Origin of the sequence: Ruminococcus sp. XPD3002, assembly GCA_900119535.1 — a bacterium.
Classification (GTDB): domain Bacteria; phylum Bacillota; class Clostridia; order Oscillospirales; family Ruminococcaceae; genus Ruminococcus; species Ruminococcus flavefaciens_H.
In genome coordinates this window covers 57,382-77,496 of the sequence record FPJT01000009.1, presented here as the reverse complement: position 1 = coordinate 77,496, position 20,115 = coordinate 57,382, and the positions used below count along the sequence as shown (strand labels likewise).

The 20,115-nt window shown below is 47.5% G+C and carries 19 protein-coding genes; 6 read left to right on the top strand and 13 right to left on the bottom strand.

Annotated elements, in window-relative coordinates; genetic code table 11:
- The 5 genes from BT127_RS09590 to BT127_RS09570 form a co-directional block, all read right to left on the bottom strand.
- Positions 1-375, bottom strand: coding sequence for a bifunctional adenosylcobinamide kinase/adenosylcobinamide-phosphate guanylyltransferase (locus BT127_RS09590; protein WP_075424786.1), 375 nt, complete (start codon positions 373-375; stop codon positions 1-3).
- Positions 372-1,142 carry an adenosylcobinamide-GDP ribazoletransferase gene (locus BT127_RS09585; RefSeq protein WP_082334984.1) on the bottom strand — a complete coding sequence of 257 codons (771 nt, stop codon included), beginning with the start codon at positions 1,140-1,142 and terminating at the stop codon, positions 372-374. The genes BT127_RS09590 and BT127_RS09585 overlap by 4 nt, the downstream gene beginning before the upstream one ends.
- On the bottom strand, positions 1,136-1,657 hold the full coding sequence (locus tag BT127_RS09580; protein WP_075424785.1) for a bifunctional adenosylcobinamide kinase/adenosylcobinamide-phosphate guanylyltransferase: 522 nt from the start codon (positions 1,655-1,657) through the stop codon (positions 1,136-1,138). The genes BT127_RS09585 and BT127_RS09580 overlap by 7 nt, the downstream gene beginning before the upstream one ends.
- On the bottom strand, positions 1,654-2,703 hold the full coding sequence (gene cobT, locus BT127_RS09575) for a nicotinate-nucleotide--dimethylbenzimidazole phosphoribosyltransferase (RefSeq protein WP_075424784.1): 1,050 nt from the start codon (positions 2,701-2,703) through the stop codon (positions 1,654-1,656). Before cobT ends, BT127_RS09580 begins: the two co-directional genes overlap by 4 nt.
- 307 nt (positions 2,704-3,010) lie before the next feature.
- Complete coding sequence (locus BT127_RS09570) at positions 3,011-6,226, bottom strand: carbohydrate-binding domain-containing protein (RefSeq protein ID WP_075424783.1); 3,216 nt, start codon at positions 6,224-6,226, stop codon at positions 3,011-3,013.
- 252 nt (positions 6,227-6,478) lie between these two features.
- Here BT127_RS09570 and BT127_RS09565 point away from each other — a divergent pair, with 252 nt between their 5' ends.
- From BT127_RS09565 to BT127_RS09545, 5 genes are read left to right on the top strand one after another with little or no spacing between them, the layout of a single operon-like run.
- The gene (locus BT127_RS09565; RefSeq protein WP_350339278.1) at positions 6,479-7,453 is read left to right on the top strand and encodes a metal ABC transporter substrate-binding protein; all 975 of its coding nucleotides are present in this window, start codon (positions 6,479-6,481) and stop codon (positions 7,451-7,453) included.
- Complete coding sequence (locus BT127_RS09560; RefSeq protein WP_075424782.1) at positions 7,453-8,169, top strand: metal ABC transporter ATP-binding protein; 717 nt, start codon at positions 7,453-7,455, stop codon at positions 8,167-8,169. Before BT127_RS09565 ends, BT127_RS09560 begins: the two co-directional genes overlap by 1 nt.
- On the top strand, positions 8,162-9,016 hold the full coding sequence (locus BT127_RS09555) for a metal ABC transporter permease (RefSeq protein ID WP_175541949.1): 855 nt from the start codon (positions 8,162-8,164) through the stop codon (positions 9,014-9,016). Before BT127_RS09560 ends, BT127_RS09555 begins: the two co-directional genes overlap by 8 nt.
- Positions 9,013-9,522, top strand: coding sequence for a hypothetical protein (locus BT127_RS09550; protein WP_075424781.1), 510 nt, complete (start codon positions 9,013-9,015; stop codon positions 9,520-9,522). Before BT127_RS09555 ends, BT127_RS09550 begins: the two co-directional genes overlap by 4 nt.
- Positions 9,503-10,030, top strand: coding sequence for a hypothetical protein (locus tag BT127_RS09545; RefSeq protein ID WP_075424780.1), 528 nt, complete (start codon positions 9,503-9,505; stop codon positions 10,028-10,030). The genes BT127_RS09550 and BT127_RS09545 overlap by 20 nt, the downstream gene beginning before the upstream one ends.
- Before the next feature lie 457 nt (positions 10,031-10,487).
- Here BT127_RS09545 and BT127_RS09540 read toward each other — a convergent pair whose 3' ends face one another.
- From BT127_RS09540 to BT127_RS09520, 5 genes are all read right to left on the bottom strand, one after another.
- Positions 10,488-10,940 carry a DIP1984 family protein gene (locus BT127_RS09540; RefSeq protein ID WP_075424779.1) on the bottom strand — a complete coding sequence of 151 codons (453 nt, stop codon included), beginning with the start codon at positions 10,938-10,940 and terminating at the stop codon, positions 10,488-10,490.
- Positions 10,941-10,980: 40 nt separating this feature from the next.
- The gene (gene pnuC / locus BT127_RS09535; RefSeq protein WP_075424778.1) at positions 10,981-11,679 is read right to left on the bottom strand and encodes a nicotinamide riboside transporter PnuC; all 699 of its coding nucleotides are present in this window, start codon (positions 11,677-11,679) and stop codon (positions 10,981-10,983) included.
- Positions 11,680-11,824: 145 nt separating this feature from the next.
- Entirely contained in the window at positions 11,825-12,406 is a 582-nt protein-coding gene (locus BT127_RS09530) for a cyclase family protein (protein WP_318257216.1), read from the bottom strand.
- Between the two features lie 26 nt (positions 12,407-12,432).
- Complete coding sequence (locus BT127_RS09525) at positions 12,433-13,296, bottom strand: patatin-like phospholipase family protein (RefSeq protein ID WP_075424776.1); 864 nt, start codon at positions 13,294-13,296, stop codon at positions 12,433-12,435.
- A 415-nt stretch (positions 13,297-13,711) separates the two neighbouring features.
- Complete coding sequence (locus BT127_RS09520) at positions 13,712-16,063, bottom strand: ATP-dependent Clp protease ATP-binding subunit (protein WP_075424775.1); 2,352 nt, start codon at positions 16,061-16,063, stop codon at positions 13,712-13,714.
- Between the two features lie 471 nt (positions 16,064-16,534).
- On the opposite strand from BT127_RS09520, the gene BT127_RS17195 reads away from it, so the two are divergent.
- Positions 16,535-16,666, top strand: a complete 132-nt coding sequence (locus tag BT127_RS17195; RefSeq protein ID WP_318257215.1) for a hypothetical protein — start codon at positions 16,535-16,537, stop codon at positions 16,664-16,666.
- A 158-nt stretch (positions 16,667-16,824) separates the two neighbouring features.
- Here BT127_RS17195 and clpX read toward each other — a convergent pair whose 3' ends face one another.
- The 3 genes from clpX to tig all read right to left on the bottom strand — a co-directional run bounded on the left by clpX (position 16,825) and on the right by tig (position 20,089).
- Entirely contained in the window at positions 16,825-18,105 is a 1,281-nt protein-coding gene (clpX, locus tag BT127_RS09515; protein ID WP_075424774.1) for an ATP-dependent Clp protease ATP-binding subunit ClpX, read from the bottom strand.
- Positions 18,106-18,113: 8 nt separating this feature from the next.
- Positions 18,114-18,704 carry an ATP-dependent Clp protease proteolytic subunit gene (locus tag BT127_RS09510; RefSeq protein WP_075424864.1) on the bottom strand — a complete coding sequence of 197 codons (591 nt, stop codon included), beginning with the start codon at positions 18,702-18,704 and terminating at the stop codon, positions 18,114-18,116.
- Positions 18,705-18,784: 80 nt separating this feature from the next.
- Positions 18,785-20,089: a trigger factor gene (tig, locus tag BT127_RS09505; protein WP_075424773.1), complete on the bottom strand. Its 1,305-nt coding sequence runs from the start codon at positions 20,087-20,089 to the stop codon at positions 18,785-18,787.
- Between the last annotated feature and the right edge of the window lie 26 nt (positions 20,090-20,115).

Genomic DNA, 20,115 nt, shown 5'->3' with positions numbered 1-20,115 from the left:
TTATTTTATGTCAGCGGAGATGCCGCATACCACACGCATGACACGTTCCGAGTGGTCAGCTATCATGCATCCGCAGCGTCCCACAGCTTCACGCCAGCGCCGTTCTTCCTTATCAATGGGAACTATGCCGCAGCCTATCTCGTCCATAACTACGATAGCACCGCCGTTCTCTCTGCACAGTCTTTCCGTGAACTCGTCGGGAGATATCCCTGCTTCCATAAGGCGCTTTATCAGCCGATGATATCCGTATATCCTTCCGCACTTATATACCTCATCGAATCCGCATGAAGAACAGTCCGTCCAGACACCTTCACCGAAAATATCCTCAGCAGCTTTTCTCTTGCCCTGATATGCGCCGCCTGTTATAAGTATCATCTTAGCACCTCCGCAATACGTGAAGTTATGACTATGGCCGCAAGCATCCAGACCTCACAGAGCTGAAGGAACCAGCCGCAAAGGTCTCCCGTAGTTCCGCCAAAGTGCTTGTACGCCGTGTACCTGTAGAACAGAAATACAAGAACTGCCGCAGAAATCGCCGATAGTCCCGCAGTTTTTCCGAAAATCAGCATCAGGACTGCCGCAGCGGTCAGGAACAGTCCTGCAAGAAATGCCGATATATTTCTGTGGGAGGGACTCACAAAGCTTGCAAGTGTCCCCTCTTTCTTTGCCGAGCGGAAATACAGTGCAGAAAGCGCACTTAGTCCCCTTGAAAACACATAGGACGAAGCGGCAGTTATGACCGCCGACATGGTATTAATCTCCGTAAACAGCGCTGTCTGAGCAAAAAGAAGTCCCACAAGGTATATCACTGCAAATGAGCCTATATGGGGATCGGACATTATTTCGAGACGCTTCTTCCTGTCTCCGTAGGAGGACAGCGCATCCGTAACATCGCAGAATCCGTCCAGATGTATGCCTCCTGTTACCACTATAGAGACAAGCACCGCTCCGACTGCGAATACAAGCTGTCCCAATCCGAGAGCGCTGCAAATCATCCTCCATAGTATGAGAATAAGACCTGTTACTGCTCCTACAAGAGGGAAAAATCCCAGAGCGTAACGGCGGTTCTCCTCTTTCCATTCAACATGGGGCATTGGTATGCGTGAATACATAAGAAATGCAGAGAACAACGACTTCAGCACGGCAGCTCCCCCTTCATCATTACAGGTATGCCGTAAACGCACTCGATAACGCAGTCCGCAAGTACGGCAATTCTGCGGTTTATCTCCGACAGAACGGCTATATATTCCGCAGTACCCTCGGGGTAGTCAATACCGTCGCTGCTAACCTGATTCGTTATTATCACAAGCTCCTCTGCATGTTCAGCCACATGCTTTATACCGTCCATTATCCTGTCCGCAGCTCCCGACATTTTTCCAGTTGAGAACATCTCGTTGGCACAAAGATTGCCGAGACACTCCAGAAGAACTCCGCAATTATCGGGCAGCTCCGCAGAAACGAGGTCCCTATAAACCTCCATTGTGGTGAATCCCCTGCCCTGACGCTGCCTGCGGTGACGTTCTATTGCCATGTGAGCCTCCTCACCGAATGGCTGCATGGTCGCAATATATATCTTCTGTCCGCTGTACAGGTCGAGTATTCTCTCTCCGAAGCGTGATTTTCCGCACTTTGAACCGCCTGTTATTAGTGTAGTCATTTAAGCTCTACATACCTTTCTATCGTTGTATCATCGAATCTTCGTGCATTGTTGTAAAGTGAAAGCGCTCCGTCCAGAAGGGGTATCAGCAGAAGTCCGCCTGTACCTTCACCAAGCCGCAGTCCTGCATCTATAACTGCCCTCTGTCTCACAATGTCAAGGAGTCCCTTTCCTGCAGGTTCCCCAGAACAATGTGATGCGAGCATGTATTCACGGCACTTCGGTTCGATAAGGACTGCAAGAGCCGCTGCAGCTGATGATATCACTCCGTCGATAACGGTCATGACTCTGTAATATGCGCCGCCGAGAAAAAGTCCGGTCATAGCTGCTATCTCCAGTCCTCCCACCTTGCAGAGAACGTCAAACCCATCTGAGGGATCGGGTGAATTGACCTCTATTGCACGGCGTACCGCTTCCCTCTTGCGGATAAGTCCCTCAGTGGAAAGACCTGCTCCCCTGCCTGTGACTTTTTCGGGAGGAAGTCCCGTAAGAACCGACGCTATCGCACTTGCCGACGTAGTATTTCCTATTCCCATTTCGCCTGCAACTATCAGCCTGTTTCCCTCGGACTTAAGCTGTCCTGCAATATCAAGTCCCGCAGTTATCGCCTTTTCCGCTTCTTCCCGAGTCATGGCAGGTCCCTTTGTCATGTTCCTTGTACCGTATGAAACTTTGCGATGCAGGAGTCTGCTGCACTTAACGTCTGAAGCTATACCCACATCAACGGCAAGAACATCAGCACCGTAAGCCTTTGCAACTGCATTTACATTGGAACGTCCGCAGGCTATATCCGCAGCACATTCTGCTGTCACCTCCATGCCGCACTGCGTAACGCCCTCTTCGCATACCCCGTGATCTCCGCACATTATCACTGCACACCGCTTCGGTATATCAGGCGAATCCGTCCCCTGTACCGCAGCAATACGGCAGATATGTTCCTCAAGAACTCCGAAGCTTCCGAGAGGCTTGGCAATTGAATCCCATTTTCTCTTAGCCGCACCATAGGCTGATTTGTCGGCAGATACGATACGTCTGATACGCTCCATGAAAAAACTCCTTTATACAGCGAATTTGCGCTCCCCGAACACAGTTCGGAACAATAACCGCCTTTAAACTGTTTTCAGTCCGTTCAAAAAAGTCGCTTTTATTGCAAAACAAAAGATGTCGGGGACACCCCCTACAATTCATCTATTTTACCCAGCACAATTGTAGGGAACGCCGCTCTCGGCGTTCCGTAATTACTCCTTTATTATAAAATGTTCTGAAATAAAAGTCAAGACAGAGAAAAAGGCGGTCCTGTCCGGATCGCCTTCCTCAAGAGAGAATTGAACCAACGTATTATTGGTGGTTAGCTTATCTGTTTCTTCCGGGGCCACCTGGCTGGAAGCCTCCCATGCCGCCTGATGATGCAGCTGCTGTTATCTGGGTAGCGCCCGAAATAGTACCGCCTACTGTTACGGCATACTTATCCGACTGTGCATTAACTGTCTTACCGCCTGATACTGTACCGCCTGACTGTGCTGTGCAGTTTGTACAGTTCTGACCGGGATTGCCGCTTGCTGCGATAAAGGATACGATAACGTTTCCTGAGTTGTCAACGAAGCTGTATCTCTGTGACAGATTTGTATTGCCTGCTGTCATGGTGATAACGCTTCCGCCCTTGTAGTTGATGGTGTTACCGTTGTCGCCGCAGTCAAGAGGTTCCTGACCGTTTGCGCAGACATATCCGCCGTTAAGGTTGATATCGCCGTTTGAGTCGATAGAGTCATGGTCGCCGTTGGAAGAGTTGGCTACTATGAGACCGCCGTTGATATTAAGTGTACCTGTGGATGAACTCATACCTCCGGGACCAAAGCCAAATCCTGTATTTCCGAAGCCTGAACCGTCAGCACCGCCTGCTGCGTTGTAGCCGTCATCGCTTGAGATGATGTAAACTGTACCGCTGTTCTGGTTGATGGTCACACCCTCAACACCTTCGTAGCACTTGGAAATGTAGATCTGTACATCATCGAATGTATTTGCAGCTGTCTTGCCGATATTCAGTTCGTGGTCAGAGTGGAAGCCGTCGTCAGCGCTTGCAATGGTGTATGTACCGCCGTAGAGGTTCATGCTGCCGCCGCAGTGAACAGCATCATCGGAAGAATCAATAGTCAGATTACCGCCGCTGATAAATATATCACCATAGCTCTGCCATGTAGTTCCTGCCGCATCATAAATACCTACAGCCTTAATTCCCTTAGCGGAGATATCGGTCTTGTTGGAATTGCCGTCCATGCCCATGCCGCCGAAGCCGCCGCCCCAGCCGCCTGTATTTCCTGTGTTGCCTGTAGTTCCATTACCTGTGAAGGATGAACCCTCAAAGGTCTTTATGGTAACATCTCCGCCTGTCATATCGAAGAACTGCTCTGCCTGTATACCGTCAGCATAGGAATCTATGTTAACAGTTCCGCCGTTGATAGTAACGATACCAACACGCTTTGCAGTTGTTGACTCGTCGGTAGATGTAGCTTTTATGCCGTCACCGTTCTCGGTCTTTACCTTAACGGAAAGGTTTGAATAGTCAACCTCTGTACCGTCCGAGGAAGTGTTTCCTATTGTAACACTGTCCTTGCCGCGGATACCGTCATCCTTGGCGTTAACGATAAGAGTGCCGTTGTAGATCTTTATATCATCCTTGCCTACGATAGCATCGCCTGCATTGCCGTTTACTGTGAGAGTACCCTTGCCCTTGAACTTTATATCGTCCTTGGAGTAGATAGCTCCCGTATCGCCGTCTGCATTGGTGTAGTCCGTACCGTCAGAGATAGTATTATCTGTGCCGTTCTTAGCGGTAATAATTACCTCGTCGCCGATCGATGCTACGTATATAGGAGAATCTGTAGTGTTTGTAAGGCTCATACCGCTGAGCTCAAGCTCAACGACGCCGTCGGGATAGACAGTCTTGTCAACATCAACAACGATCTGTCCGCCGGTCATCCCGCCGGTTACTGTAAAAACACCGGGTGCCTTTATAGTGCAGATATTATTGCTTATTGAAGCAACATCTGCTGCCGCATCGGTCGTCATAGTTGAACCGAGCAGTATATTTGTACCCTCTGTATTGACAGCAGGTGAATCCTCTGTACCCGTTGCAGCTACGCCTGAAGGATCAACGTTGTTGAATACATTGACGCCTGTATTGAGCTGGAACAGTGTCTGCTTACCATCAGTGTGAGTGATAAGATTGCCTGTAGAGAGGTTTGTAAGAACGCCCGAACGCATTCCGTTTATAGCTGTATCACCGCTGATAAGTACATACTTGTACTTCTTGGTGAATTCTATCTTGCTTCCGCCGCTTATTGCGTTAGCCTTCTTCCATGTGCCGTCCTTCTCGTTTGCAGCATCGTCGATGCAGTTGAGGAGAACTGTAGTCTGTGTAGTACCTGTCAGGAGCTTTTCATCGACCTGATTATCGGTAGCTGTTGCGTATACTATACCGCCTGTGATGTTGATACCTGTTACAGCTGTAAGTCCGCGGTCGCCGCCTGCAATGAGAGTACCGCCGCTGATATCTATAGTAGTTTCAGCCTGTACAGCGTCATTGCCTGCCTTGATAGATGTCATACCGCCCGAGAATGAAACTGCATCCTTGTTGGACTTGATTCCGTCACCCTCAGCATCTACTGTGAGTGTGCCGTCCTTGACGGTTATGGAGCTCTTTGCCTTGATACCTGCTGTCTTATCTGTTGAATTGAGCGCTGTTACGTTGATAACGCCGCCGTTTATCTTGATATCATTGTTGCAGGATACTGCGTCCTGAGTATTTGCGGTGATATTGAGGACTCCGTCGCCCTTTTCTCCGCCCTTGAAAGTGATATCGTCCTTAGCTTCGATAACTGCGCTGTCAAGGTAATCGCCTGCATAAGCAGTATCGCCGTCGGTAATGGTATTTTCTGTGCCGTCAACTATATTTATAGATGTATTCTCGGCATTTGTAACAAGGATAGCAGGTGCGCTCTTGCCTGTGATATTAACTCCGTTGAGGAAGATCTTGACTGTTTCAGGATCAGCTGCCTCATCGGGGATATTTACGTTGATCTGTCCGTCATTGAGAGTACCGTCAATGTAATACTCGCCCGAGTGACTGATAGTTACTACATTTCCGTTCACTGTTGCGTTATCGCCTTCTACAGTGATAGAATCGCCCTTAAGGTGTATCTTTACCGCATCAGCCGCAGGAGTATCTGTTGAAGGAGCGCCGTCCTTCCACGACTCGGGAAGCTCTTTTATGACCTTTGCATCATACTTCTGGATAGAAAGTGCATCCATAGCGGTGATACCGTCGCCTCTTGAGTAAACATCCGCATTGTCCGCAGCCTTTTCACTGAGAGGGTACTTGCTTGCATTGGCAACGTGCTGGAGTATCAGCAGAGCATCGGCAAGACTTACGTCGCCGTCGAGAGTTGCATCGCCGTATACTACAGTATCAGCAGCAGAAGCAGTGGATAAACCTGTAAATGGCACAGCCGAAGCAGCTATGAAAGCTGATGAGAGTACGGCTGCTACTCTTTTCTTATCAAATTTTTTCATATAGATCAAACTCCTTAAATCTGCATGTTTATGGATCCTTCATGCTTTCTATGTGTATGATTATACGGCTGTAAGCTTAAAAGAATCTTAAAGTTATATGAAAATTATGAGAAAAGGTCTGCAATTTTATACATATTTATGTAGGTAAAAAATGTAATGTAAAAGCTGTGTGAAAACGCTTGACAATGGGAAATCGAAGTGATATAATATTAAATTGAAAATGATTATCAATTTTATTACAGGAGAAATTATATGAATATGAAATTCGCTTCCGCAGCCGCAGCTGCTGTCATTGCTCTCTCTTCATTTACAGGTTGCTCAGCTCCCACAGGCGGCGATAACGGAAAGCTCGATATAGTCTGCACTATCTTCCCCGAATACGACTGGATCCGCAATATCACAGGCGATGCGGAAAATGTCAGCATAACCTATCTGCTGCAAAACGGCTCAGACCTTCATAACTATCAGCCTACCGCAGACGATATGATAAAAATATCGACCTGCGATGTTTTCGTCTATGTGGGCGGAGAGTCCGACCAGTGGGTGGATGATGCCCTGAAAGAAGCCGTAAACAAGGATATGAAGGTCATCGAACTCATGGACGTTATCGGCAGCGGCGCTAAAGAAGAGGAAGTCAAGGAAGGCATGGAAGCCGAGGAAGAGGACGATGAAGCTGAGGAAGAAGGTCCCGAGTACGACGAGCATATATGGCTCTCGCTGAAAAATGCACAGGTGCTCTGCTCCGAAATAGCCGATACCCTTTGCAGCGCAGATCCGCAGAATACAGACAAATACCGTGCAAATCTCGCATCATACACCGAACAGCTCGGCGCTCTCGATACCAGATACGCAGATATGATATCCTCCGCAAAGAATGACACTCTCATCTTCGGAGACAGATTCCCCTTCCGCTATCTGACAGATGACTACGGTCTTGACTACTATGCGGCATTTGTGGGATGCTCCGCAGAAACAGAGGCAAGCTTCGGGACTATCGCTTTCCTCGCTCAGAAAATGGATGAGCTCGGATGCGACACCATTTTCACCATAGAAAATTCGGATGCTTCGATCGCACGTTCGGTAGTTGAGAACACCAGAAACAAAAATGCAGCGATTGCTGTTCTCGATTCCGCACAGTCGGTCACTTCCGACCAGATAAACAGCGGCACAACTTACCTTTCTATAATGGAAAAGAATTACGAAGTTCTGAAAGAGGCGCTTGAATAATGGCTAAACAGATAATTTGCGAAAACGCCGCTCTCGGCTATGAGGACGGCATCGTTACCGAGGGACTGAACTTCACCGTGAGCAGCGGTGATTATCTCTGCATACTCGGCGAGAACGGTTCGGGAAAAAGTACGCTGATAAAGGCACTTCTCGGACTTAAACCGCAGGTCAGCGGAAAAATAGAATGGTGCGAAGGCTTCAAGGCTACAGAAATAGGCTACCTTCCACAGCAGACTCCCGTACAGAGGGACTTCCCTGCATCGGTAAGGGAGATAGTCCAGTCGGGATGTCTTTCAAAGACAGGCTTCCGTCCCTTCTACAACAAGGAGGAAAAAAAGCTTGCGGAAAGTACTATGAAACAGCTCGGCATTACCGAACTTGCAGGCAGATGCTACCGTGACCTTTCGGGCGGTCAGCAGCAGAGGGTACTCCTTGCCCGTGCGCTTTGTGCCACAAGGAAGATGCTCCTTCTTGATGAGCCTGTTACGGGACTCGATCCCCGCGCTCAGACAGACCTCTATGACCTTATCGCCTCACTTAACAAGGAAGGCATCACTATAATAATGGTATCCCACGATCTTGCAGCTGCGCTCAAATATGCGAGCCATATACTTCATATCGGTAAGAAGCAGCTGTTTTTCGGTACTAAAGAAGAATACATGAACAGCAAGACAGGACGCTCGTTCATCGATGCGGAGGTGAAGGACAATGACTGATATTATGGATAAGCTCCAGCTGTATTTCAGCTATCCGTTTGTACGCTACGCTTTTATAGTGGGACTTCTCATTGCATTATGCTCGTCCCTTCTCGGCGTTACTCTCGTACTAAAACGCTTCTCGTTCATCGGCGACGGTCTTTCACATGTCGCTTTCGGAGCAATGGCTGTTGCCGCTGTTACAGGGCTCACCAACAAGATGTACCTCATTATCCCCGTTACTGTTATCTCAGCGATACTCCTGCTGAGAACAGGTCAGAACACCAAGATAAAGGGAGATGCGGCAGTCGCCATGATATCCGTTGGTGCGCTTGCCATAGGCTATATGCTCATGAACCTCTTCCCTTCGTCCTCGAACATCTCTGCGGACGTTTGCAGCACTCTGTTCGGCTCCACATCGATACTTACCCTGAAAAAAGCCGATGTATGGCTCTGTACTATTATGGCTGCCATAGTCATCGCAGTATTCATTATCTTCTACAACAAAATTTTTGCAGTTACCTTCGATGAGAATTTCTCAAAGGCTACGGGTATAAAGTCCGATGCCTACAACCTTCTTATCGCAGTTATCACCGCACTTATCATAGTACTTGCAATGAACCTTGTTGGTTCGCTTCTTATCTCCGCGCTCATAATATTCCCTGCACTCTCTGCAATGCGTCTTTTCAAAAGTTTCCGCGGCGTTATCATCTGCTCGGCAGTCATATCCGTAATATGCGCCGCAGTTGGAATACTCCTTTCGATACTCTTCTCCACTCCCGTAGGTTCAACAATAGTTACCGCAGATATAGTGGTATTCCTCATTTTCTGGATAACCTCAGCGTTTACAGGGAGGGCAAAGGCATGAAAAGGCTCATCGCCGCAGGTATTGCCTGCATTATGCTTACAGGCTGCGGAAACAGCAGCTCTTCTCAGGAAAGCGAAAGCTCCTCACAACTCCCCGACTATATACTCGCCCTCGCTAATGACGGCTACGACTGCGACCTTACTCAGCTGAATTCCAATATGATGTACGGTCAGATTTTCGATATGGTCAATAACTACGAGCCGTATATGGGACTTTCCGTGAGAGTCAAGGGCAATTTCCAGTATTATAAGGATCCCGCAGGCAAGGACTACTTCTCGGTATTCATCCCCGATGCCGCACAGTGCTGCAATCAGGGAATAGAATTCGTACTGAAAGGCGAACACACCTACCCCGATGATTATCCGCAGATAGGCGACGAGATAACTGTTACAGGAACATTCAATGCATACGACGAATACCACGCTATATACTGCCAGCTTCTGGACGCCGAGATCGTTTCGGTCGTTCCCGCAGGAGGAAACACAAATGAAACACAGACTAATTAAAACAACTGCCGTATTATGTGCCGCTATGCTGCTGTCAGCCTGCGGAAGCGCAAATGTCTCGGGAGTCATAGAGTCGCAGATGAACGGAAGCAGCTCTTCCGAAGCAAGCAGCAAGAGCAATGCCGCTTCAGACTTCGATACATCGAACTACTTCGAGGAAGAATACGATGTTGATCTTACAAAACTCAGTTCAACGATGATATATTCTCAGGTATACGATATGGTCTACAGCTCCGAGGATTATGTAGGAAAGAGCGTAAAGGTACGCGGTCCATTCAGCTACTATCAGGATCCTCAGACTCAGCAGGAGTACTTCGCAGTTCTCATATCAGATGCGACTGCCTGCTGCAGTCAGGGAATAGAGTTCGTACTTGGTGACGAATACAAGTACCCCGATGACTACCCTGCGCTTAATACCGAGATAACTGTTTCGGGCAAGTTCAATTACTATAAGGAAGGCGTAAATACCTATTGCCAGCTCACCGATGCCGTCCTTCTGGAACAGTGATACTTATACAAGAGAGCTAATATGTGTTATTGAGGGAAGCCCTTTTGAGAAGGACTTTCCTCAATTTTTTTGCAAAGCCTTTACTTTAAATTTTCAGCCTTACAGGGTTCTCATGTAAAACTGTCAGTTTAGTAATACTTTGAGTGGGTACCCTGTAAGGCTGAAAATTTGGGGCAAAAAGTCTTTGGAAAAGGGGTTCGGGGGAAGAACCTTTCCTCAGAAAGGTTTTCCCCCGATAAAACATATAAACTTTTTTGTATAAATATCCCACGGCCCACCCTCGCCGCAGCAGTCAACGTATGGTAATAAACATAAGATAAGCTATAACGATACATTTGTTAGCTATCGGGGCACTAACGATAAAATAATACGCCGCCCTTAACGTTCTGAAGCTGCATGTTTTACTTGAAACAGGCAAAAGCACGTTCGCCCTGCTTGCAGGCTACACCTTAAATAGTCAGATAAGCTCGGTAGTCCAGTTAAGTGACTGTATCTTATTATCCAGCTGACGAAGCTCCTTTGACATATCGTCTATCTGCTTCTGAAGCTTCTTCACATCTACGGCACTGAGCATCTTTATCTCTGTACCTCTTGCCCTTGCGGCTGTCTGACTTGCTGACATTGCCACGTTCTTATAACATGCAAGTTTCTTCACCAGCACATCCTTGTCAGCTATCATCTGTGTAAGAGTTTTTCCGTCGCATACGGTCTGACAGTTGGTAGAGTTGATGCGTCCGATAAGTTCACGTAGTCTGTCCGAAGCCGCATCGAGCTCCTTGAACAGTTCCTTCGGATCCTCGGCAGGCTTCTCGCCCTCCTGATAGATAACGTTCAGATTGAGTCTTCCTGCGAGACGGTCTATCTGTCTTGCAAGGTCCGCTCTTTCCTGTAAAGCTTCTGCAAGCTTCATAAAACTCACGCTCCTTGAATAGTAGTATAACACTATATTATCACATCGCCGAATAGTTGTCAAGCTGACGCCTGTGCATCCATCTCCAGCTTATAAAACCGTAAATGTCGTTGACAAGAAACATCGCGAAGCATACAGCTACAGATACGTATTTTTTGTCAGCGGCAGAAGCAAGTACCCACAGGATTATGAGTATCACATCGTTTGCGGCATAAGCAACCGCATAGTACTGACTTCTGCGGAATGTAAGGTAAACCGCCATAAAGCTCGTTGTTACCGAAAGTGTACTCGGAATGAGATTTGCCGTTCCGAAATAACCGAGTATATAACGAAAAGCCACAGTGACCGCCGCCGTAAGTATCAGCATGAACACAGTTTCAGCAGAGGATATCTCATTCACTGCGACCTCCGAACGATTCCCCTTATAAGGGTGACGAAGCCATGATATAAGCGCAAATACAGCCATTGGCGCAGTCATCCCGAGGTAGGTTATCATCTCTCCGTAGTAGCGGAATGAGTAGGATATGATGCCGTAAAGGATGCTGAATATCACCATGAGAAGCTGTCCCAGCGGATTTCCCTTGGCGTTAAGTATAAGTGATGTTGCTCCGATAAGCGAAGCGGTAAACGTCAGATAATTGCTCCTGTCGAACAGCAGGAAGGATACGGTTATAAACAATACCGACGCTCCCCACAGCATAAGCTCTCCCCTTGTAAAATAGTCACGTATCTTTCTCATATTATCCTCCGTAAAAAAAGCATCCGCCCTCACATCTTCAAAGACCTAACGATGTGGGACGAATGCTTCTGCATTTCTCTGCCCGGTGGCAGTTATATTCGATTCTACGATGATATTATACCACTTTGCTGACATCAAGTCAAGCTCAGCGAATAAGTACCGCCCTGCACGGAGAACCGTCACTTCCTCCGAGGTTCAGCGGAGCGGCACTGAGGAAGTATTTTCCCTCTTCAACTTCCTTGAGCACTATGCCTTCAAGAAGCACCACTTCCGCACCGAGAAGGATAAGGTGTACTTCCATAGGTGCATTTTCAGGACCTACAGTCTGGCTCTCGTTGCCGATGAGCAGTATCCCGTGAGCTGCGAACACTCTTGCAGCTTCCGCAGTAACTACGGCTTTTCCTGCTATGAGTATACGCTTGGAAGCGCCTGCCGCCTCAGCTTTTTTCATTATGGTTTCAGCATCCTCTGCACTTACGTCACCCTCGTGGCGGGCTACATAGCAATCGCCTATGAAGTGATCAAGTGACACCTGATCTATCGTTTTACCGTCGTTTATAAAGTGGTAAGGCGCATCTGTATGAGTTCCGTTATGAGCACACATTGACAGCTCAGTAAGGTTATACAGCTCGCCCTCGTCCATTTTTCTGACCTGTCTGCGTACAGGCAATGGATCACCCTCAAACACGTTACAGGAGAATACCTCCTGAGAAATATCTATTATCATTTTCATCCTCTTTTCTGAACTGCTCCTCAGTTCACTGTCTCTTCCTGTCCGAGGAACGCGAACACCTCTTCCAGTTTTTCATTTGCTGCTTTACGTCCGAGGCGATAGACCTCCAGAAGAACTTCGGGATCATGCTCGATATGTCCCACAGGAAGCTTTTCAGCAGGTGCGATCACCAGTGCTCTTCCGTCGCTTTCCGACCTGCGGACGTACTTCAGCTGGTCGTTGTACATCTTAGGACGCTCGGCATATGCCCTGACGAGTTCGGGATATTTTCTGTATGCAGCTTTGATAAGTGCAAGGCTCTTGCTCGGCTTTTTAGTGTAGTTTCTCGGCTGAGTCAGTATTACAACATTCCTGTCATAGCCAGTTTTCTCCATGAAGCGAAGTGGTATAGAGTCGGTGATACCGCCGTCCAGAAGCTTTCTGCCCTCCGCTTCAACGATACGTGCTGCAAGGGGCATAGAAGCGGACGCTCTTATCCATTCAAGCTCGCTGTCCTCGGAACTGCGGCAGCGGTGATATACCGCATGGCCTTTTTCGATATCCGTTGCAACTACAAAGAACTCCATAGGCTCGTTTTTGAATGTCTCGTGGTCGAACAGGTCCAGCTCATTGGGAATGGTGTGATAGCAGAATTCAGCTCCGAACATATCACCTGTAGTGATAAGGGAATGAACACTGCAATACCTCTTGTCATTGCAGAACCTTGTGTTGTATCTTATTGCTCTTCTTGGCTGATGGGACTTATAGTTGCATCCGAAGCATGCACCTGCAGAGACTCCCACAGCGCCGTCAAAAGTAATTCCGTTTTCCATTAGTACATCTGTAACGCCTGCGGTAAACAGACCTCGCATAGCGCCGCCTTCCATAACAAGACCTGACTTCATCTTATCCTCCGTATGATATAAAAATAGTAGATTTAACAGCGTATATAATTATTAATGTCAGGGTAATACCCACCATAAGCAGTCATTGCTGACATATTACATTATAATACTTTACGGCGATAAAGTCAAGTATCTGTTATCAGCTGCACACGGCAACAGAATGTACTAAAATTTGTAGGATATTTGTTCTGTAGATGTCTGAAAGGAACGCTCTCTCTTGCATGGCGTTGCCCCTTCAACCCCACCAGAGGCTCTGCCTCCGGACTCCGGCAGGGAGCGAGCGGCTCCCAACGGTCGCCCGTACCCTCTGTCAGCTTCGCTGACATCTCCCTGTACAACAGGGAGTAACCCTGCACCCCGCTTATTCCCGTATAAATTAATCTTACATCGTCAGTTCTCACCCAAACTGATCATATCAGTGACAGGTCTCCGCAACGTTTTTTGAAAAGCTTATCCTTCCTTCTTTCATATCAAGTGCGATATCGTCCCCCCGGCGCACTCTCGAATTGATTATCATAAGCGCCAGTTCATTCTCGATAAGGTCCGTAACACGGCGTTTTATCGGTCTTGCGCCGTACCTTGCCGTTTCTTTTGATGCCGCCACCGCTCTTACTACCGCATCGGAATAGCTCAGACCGATACCAAGTGCCTTTGCACGTAAACTGAGGTTATCAAGTGCTTTACGGCTTATTTTCATAAGGTCATCGGTCTCGAGTGCCCTGAAAACGATGATATCATCTATCCTGTTGATAAATTCAGGCGAAAAATGCTCCCTTACTCTCTCCGTAACACGCATACTCTCCTGCGGTTCCTCATCTCCTCCGAAGCCGAGGGAAGTCCTTCCGCTTATCTCCTCTGCACCTATATTTGTGGTCATGATTATCATACTGTTCCTGAAGCTCACACGCCGCATGGAGGTGTCTGTCAGTATTCCGTCATCCAGTATCTGAAGGAGTATATTCAGCACATCGGGATGCGCTTTCTCTATCTCGTCGAACAGCACAAGGGAATAGGGTTCACGGCGTATCTTCTCGCACAGGGAATTGTTTCTGTCCTCGTAGCCAGCATATCCGGGAGGAGCTCCGATAAGTCTTGACACCGAGTGCTTTTCCATGTATTCCGACATGTCTATTCTTATCATGGAGTTTTCCGAACAGAAAAGGCAGTCCGAAAGCGCTTTTGCAAGCTCGGTCTTGCCCACTCCCGTAGGGCCTGCAAACAGAAAAGATGCCGCAGGACGTTTACCGTCCCTCAGTCCCGAACGGGACCTGTATACGGCGCTTGTTATCTTCTTTACGGCGTAGCTGTGACCTATCACTCTCTCGCTGAGTCTATCCTCCAGAAGGTCCAGCTTTTCCGATTCCTCCGCCGTTATATTGTTGAGAGGTATACCCGTCCTTACGGATACAACGGACAGAACGTCCTCCTCAGTAACTCTGCGTGGCTCTACTGCGTTTATAGCCTGCCTTACCCTTTTCAGTGCAGATGGAGTATCCCGCAGACTTATATATTCGGTATCGCTCCTGCATATCCCCGAATTACAGCGTATCTTCGCACATGCACATGCCTCGTCTATGAGGTCTATAGCTTTATCGGGCAAACATCTGTCAGGAATGTACCTTACCGAAAGGGATACTGCAAGGGATATTATATCATCGTCTATCTTGACTCCGTGATAGCTCTCGTAGCTGTTTCTCAGTCCACGTATCATATCGGTACAGCTTTCCTCGGAAGGCTCGTTTACGTGTACAGGCTGAAAGCGTCTTGCAAGTGCCTGATCCTTTTCGATAGTCCGGCTGTACTCGGCAAAGGTCGTCGCACCTATCACCTGTATCTCGCCCCTTGCAAGCTGCGGCTTCATTATATTCGCCGCATCTATAGCTCCCTCAGCCGCACCTGCGCCAACTATCGTGTGTATCTCATCTATAAAGAGTATGATATTTCCTGCGTTGACCGCTTCATCTATACAGGCTTTGACACGCTCCTCAAAGTCTCCCCTGTATTTTGCACCTGAGAGGAGAAGTGCAAGATCCAGCGAGAAAATGAACTTGTTTTTCAGCGTATCAGGTACAAGATTACGCACGAACAGCTCTGCAACTCCTTCCACGATAGCGGTCTTTCCCACACCTGCCTCACCGATAAGGCACGGATTGTTCTTGCTTCTGCGTGAAAGTATCTGAAGTATCCTTTCAACCTCGGTACTGCGTCCGATGAGAGGATCGTTCTTTCTTACAAGCGCCATATCCGTTATGTTCCTGCCGTACCTGAATAGGTTAGGAAGATGTGATATTTTCGGCTTTATGGCGTCATACAGTTCACTTTTCAGTTCCGAGGAAGCTATCATCTCCAGTCCGCTGCATATTCCTGCAAGGCTTCCCCCTGTTTTTCTTATAACGGTACATGCGGTACAAGAGGACTCCCTGATTATCGCCGCAAGAATGTGTTCGGGAGCTGCCTGTCTGCGTTTATCTGCCGCAGCAATAGAGTACGCGCTTTCAAGTATGCGCTTTGATGCAGTTGTAAAACATCGGCGGTTCAGCGTTGAAGGTGAACCGAGTCCCACGAGCTTAGTCATTTCACGCCTGATATCATCGTAGGAAACGCCGTTTTCTATGAGTATCTCGGCTGCCGCAGAAGTACCGTCCGCAGCTATCGAAAGGAGAATATGCTCGCTTCCGACGTAGGTATGTCCCATCTCTGAACCGCAGACAACGGCTCCGTCTATGATCTCCGCTGCCTTTTTAGTGAATTTATCCGTATTTATCATAGTTACCTCCAGAAAAAAACGTCCGTGCGGACTTGACACTTATATTATTATGCCACTTATTTCATGCGATAACTGTCGGGAAATAGCTTTTGTACATAATGGTGATACGTGTATCGGAGTTTTTTGTATGTCTGTTGTGAAAAACTTTCCGATGCAAGGTTCTTGAGAGTGCCAAAAAAGCTTGAAACCATTAATTGGGGGATTCTAAAGGGATGCTATCCCTTTAGCGGATTCCAAAGGCAGAGCCTTTGGCGGGTGCAGGGCAGCGCCCTGCGATACGAAGCGCTCCGTCAAGAAACGATATTTTTTGACTGGCTGAGGATAACCTTACATCAGATAAGTTTCCCCCGATAATACATACAAACTCATAAATGCACCACCCTTATCAGTAACACTTTTTCCACTGCGGCATATTATGTACTATGAAACGCACAAAGCGATTCAAATATATCTTCAAAGGAGATAACAATTATGTGTAACTCATGCTTCGACGGAAACAACTGCTGGTGGATCATCCTTCTCATCCTTCTTTTCATTCTTCTCTTCTCATCCTGCGGATGCAACGACTGCGGCAACAATAACGGATGCGGCTGCGGATGCTGATAACTCCACAGTAATGGCGGAATGCTTCCGCCGTACACAAAAAGGGACGGACTTTTTCAGTCCGTCCCATATTTTATGCTACAATTAAAATGCCCTCACAGATACGCGGAACAACGTTCTGCTCCCTGCGATCGGGCAATATAGCATAACACTTCGCTTTATGCTATATTGATCCTGTTGTTTTTCTTGTCCGTCAGAACAGGTTCACTGTTATTCACAACGCAGTCCGCTGTGATAGTTACCTTTGAGATGCTTCCATCCGAAGGAACGATATACATAGAATGCTTAAGGATCCCTTCAAGTATTGAACGAAGTCCTCTTGCACCTGTTTTCTGAGCTATCGCCTTCTTAGCGATCTCGATAAGTGCGTCGTCCTCTATCTCAAGCTCGATATCGTCATACTCAAACAGCTTCTTATACTGCTTGATAAGAGCATTTTTCGGCTCTGTAAGTATCCTTACCAGTGACGACTCGTCAAGCTCCTCGAGAACTGTTATAACAGGAAGACGTCCCACGAATTCAGGCACCATACCGAACTTTACAAGGTCCTTCGGAATTACCTTCTTGAAGATATTGTCCTTCTCCTCGGCAGCAGTCTTGATCTCTCCGCCGAAGCCGATAGGAGCCTTGCCGATACGCTTCTGTATCTGTCTTTCAAGGCCGTCGAAAGCGCCTCCGCAGATAAAGAGGATGTTTCTTGTATCGATCTGGATTACCTCCTGATTCGGATGCTTTCTTCCGCCCTGAGGAGGAACGTTTGATACAGTTCCCTCGATTATCTTAAGCAGAGCCTGCTGAACTCCCTCACCGCTTACATCACGGGTAAGAGATGTATTCTCGGATTTTCTTGCTATCTTGTCTATCTCATCGATGTAAATGATACCGCGCTCGGCAGCCTTTATATCAAAGTCGGCAGCCTGTATCAGTCTGAGGAGAACGTTCTCAACGTCATCTCCGACGTAGCCTGCCTCGGTGATAGTAGTAGCATCAGCGATAGCAAACGGTACATTGAGCAGCTTTGCGAGAGTCTGTGCAAGGAATGTCTTTCCGACACCTGTAGGTCCGAGAAGGAGAACGTTGCTCTTCTGGAGCTCTACATCGTCAACATGCTTTATGTTGTATTCATCCTGGCTCATTATTCTCTTATAGTGGTTATAAACAGCAACTGCAAGAGATATCTTTGCCTCGTCCTGACCGATAACGTATTCGTCAAGGAACTTCTTGATCTCAACAGGCTTAAGGAGCTTCATGGAAGAAAGAGAATACTCCTTGTTTCCCTTTGCAGCCTTTCTCTGAGCCTTTGTGATACCCGGTCCGAAGATCATTTCATAGCAGTAGCAGACGCATTCATCACAGATATTGGCTGTACCAGCCGAGAACATGCTGTGAACTCTGTTTTCGCCCTTGCCGCAGAAGCTGCAGGTCTTAAATTCTGCCATATCTACACTTACCTCTTTTCAATTACCTTATCGATAAGTCCGAATTCAAGAGCCTCCTGAGCGGTCATATAGTTATCACGCTCGCAGGCATTGTGCATTTCTTCAACAGTCTTTCCTGCATTTGCAGCCATTATGCTCTCGAGGCGGTCTCTTGTGCGTTCGAGGTTCTTGGCGTGGATCATGATATCGGTCTGCTGACCGCCGAGTCCGCCGCCGATGAGAGGCTGGTGGATCATGATCTCGCTGTTGGGAAGTGCGATCCTCTTGCCCTTTGCACCCGATGAAAGCAGAAATGCACCCATAGATGCAGCCATACCTATACATATAGTAGATACATCGCACTTGATATAGTTCATTGTATCATAGATAGCCATACCTGCTGTAACAGAACCTCCGGGACTGTTTATATAAAGGGATATGTCCTTTTCAGTGTCCTGGCTTTCAAGGTAAAGGAGCTGTGCCACAACGAGACTTGCGGTAGTATCGTTCACCTGATCTGACAGCATAATGATCCTGTCATTAAGAAGACGTGAGAAAATGTCGTATGATCTTTCACCTCTGCTTGTCTGTTCAACAACGTAAGGTACTAAACTGCTCATATTCATCGCCCTTTCTTTAAAAACGGCAGTCCCGCGATTGCGGGACGCCTTTATTGTATTATTGTCTGATAAAATATATCTTACTCAGCCTTTTCAGCAGGAGCATCCTCGATAACAGCATTCTCCTTGATAAGGTCAATTGCCTTCTGTACCTTAAGGTCTTCGATATAATCGTTAAGAGGAATAAATCTCTTGATAGTCTCAACGTCAACGTTGTTAGCAGCAGCAAGATCTGCAAGTCCGTTGTTGATCTCATCAGGAGTTACCTCGATGTTCTCGAGTTCTGCAACCTTCTCGAGAGCGAGTCTGAGCTTAACTTCGCTTACAGCTCTGTCTCTGTATGTCTCTCTGAGAGCGTCAGCATCCATGCCTGTATACTGGCTGTAGAGCTTAAGGCTCATGCCCTGTGACTGGAGCTGCTGATCGAATGCACGCATAAGTGAATCTATTCTCTGCTCGAACATAACGTTCGGGATAGGAGCGTCTACCTTCTCAATAATAGAGTTGATGATGCTGTTCTCAAAGTCAGCGTCAGCCTGCTTTACAGCAGCGTCCTCGAGCTTAGCCTTGATGTCAGCTCTGTACTCGTCAACTGTCTCGAAATCTGTAGCATCCTTGATAAGGTCATCGTTGATCTCAGGAAGCTCCTCGAAGCTGATAGCCTTGAGCTTTGTCTTGAAAACAGCTGCCTTGCCGGCATAATCAGCCATCTGATAGTCCTCTGGGAATGTTACGTTAACATCGAACTCATCGCCGATATTGTGTCCAACGATCTGATCCTCGAAGCCGGGGATGAACTGACCGCTGCCGAGAACAAGAGGATGATCCTCGCCCTTGCCGCCTTCAAAAGCCTCGTCGCCGAAGAATCCCTCAAAGTCGATGATAACCTCGTCGCCTTCCTTTGCTGCTCTGTCATCAACTGAAACTATACGAGCGTTCTTCTTTCTGATTATATTGATCTGAGCGTCTATATCCTCATCTGTGATCTCCTTGACATTCTTGCTTGCCTTGATGCCCTTGTAGTCTGTGATCTCGATAACAGGCTTTGTAACGCAAACAGCCTTGATCTCAACGCCGTTTTCCTTGTCGATAGAAGTAACTTCAACGTTAGGTCTGTCAACGAGCTGAAGACCTGTCTCATTTACAGCAGCATCGAGCTCCGGTCCGAGAAGAGCGTTGATAGCACCCTCGTAGAAAGCACCCTCGCCGAACTCTCTCTCAGCAAGCTTACGAGATACCTTTCCTCTTCTGAATCCCTTGATCTGGATATTCTTCTTCTGGCGCTGGTATTCTCTTTCAACAGCAGCCTCAAATGTTTCGGGGTCGATAGAGATAATTAACTCGGTAGTGTTAACATCTGTCTTGTTTGATGATTTTAAGCTCATGATAATCCTCCATAATTAATATATAC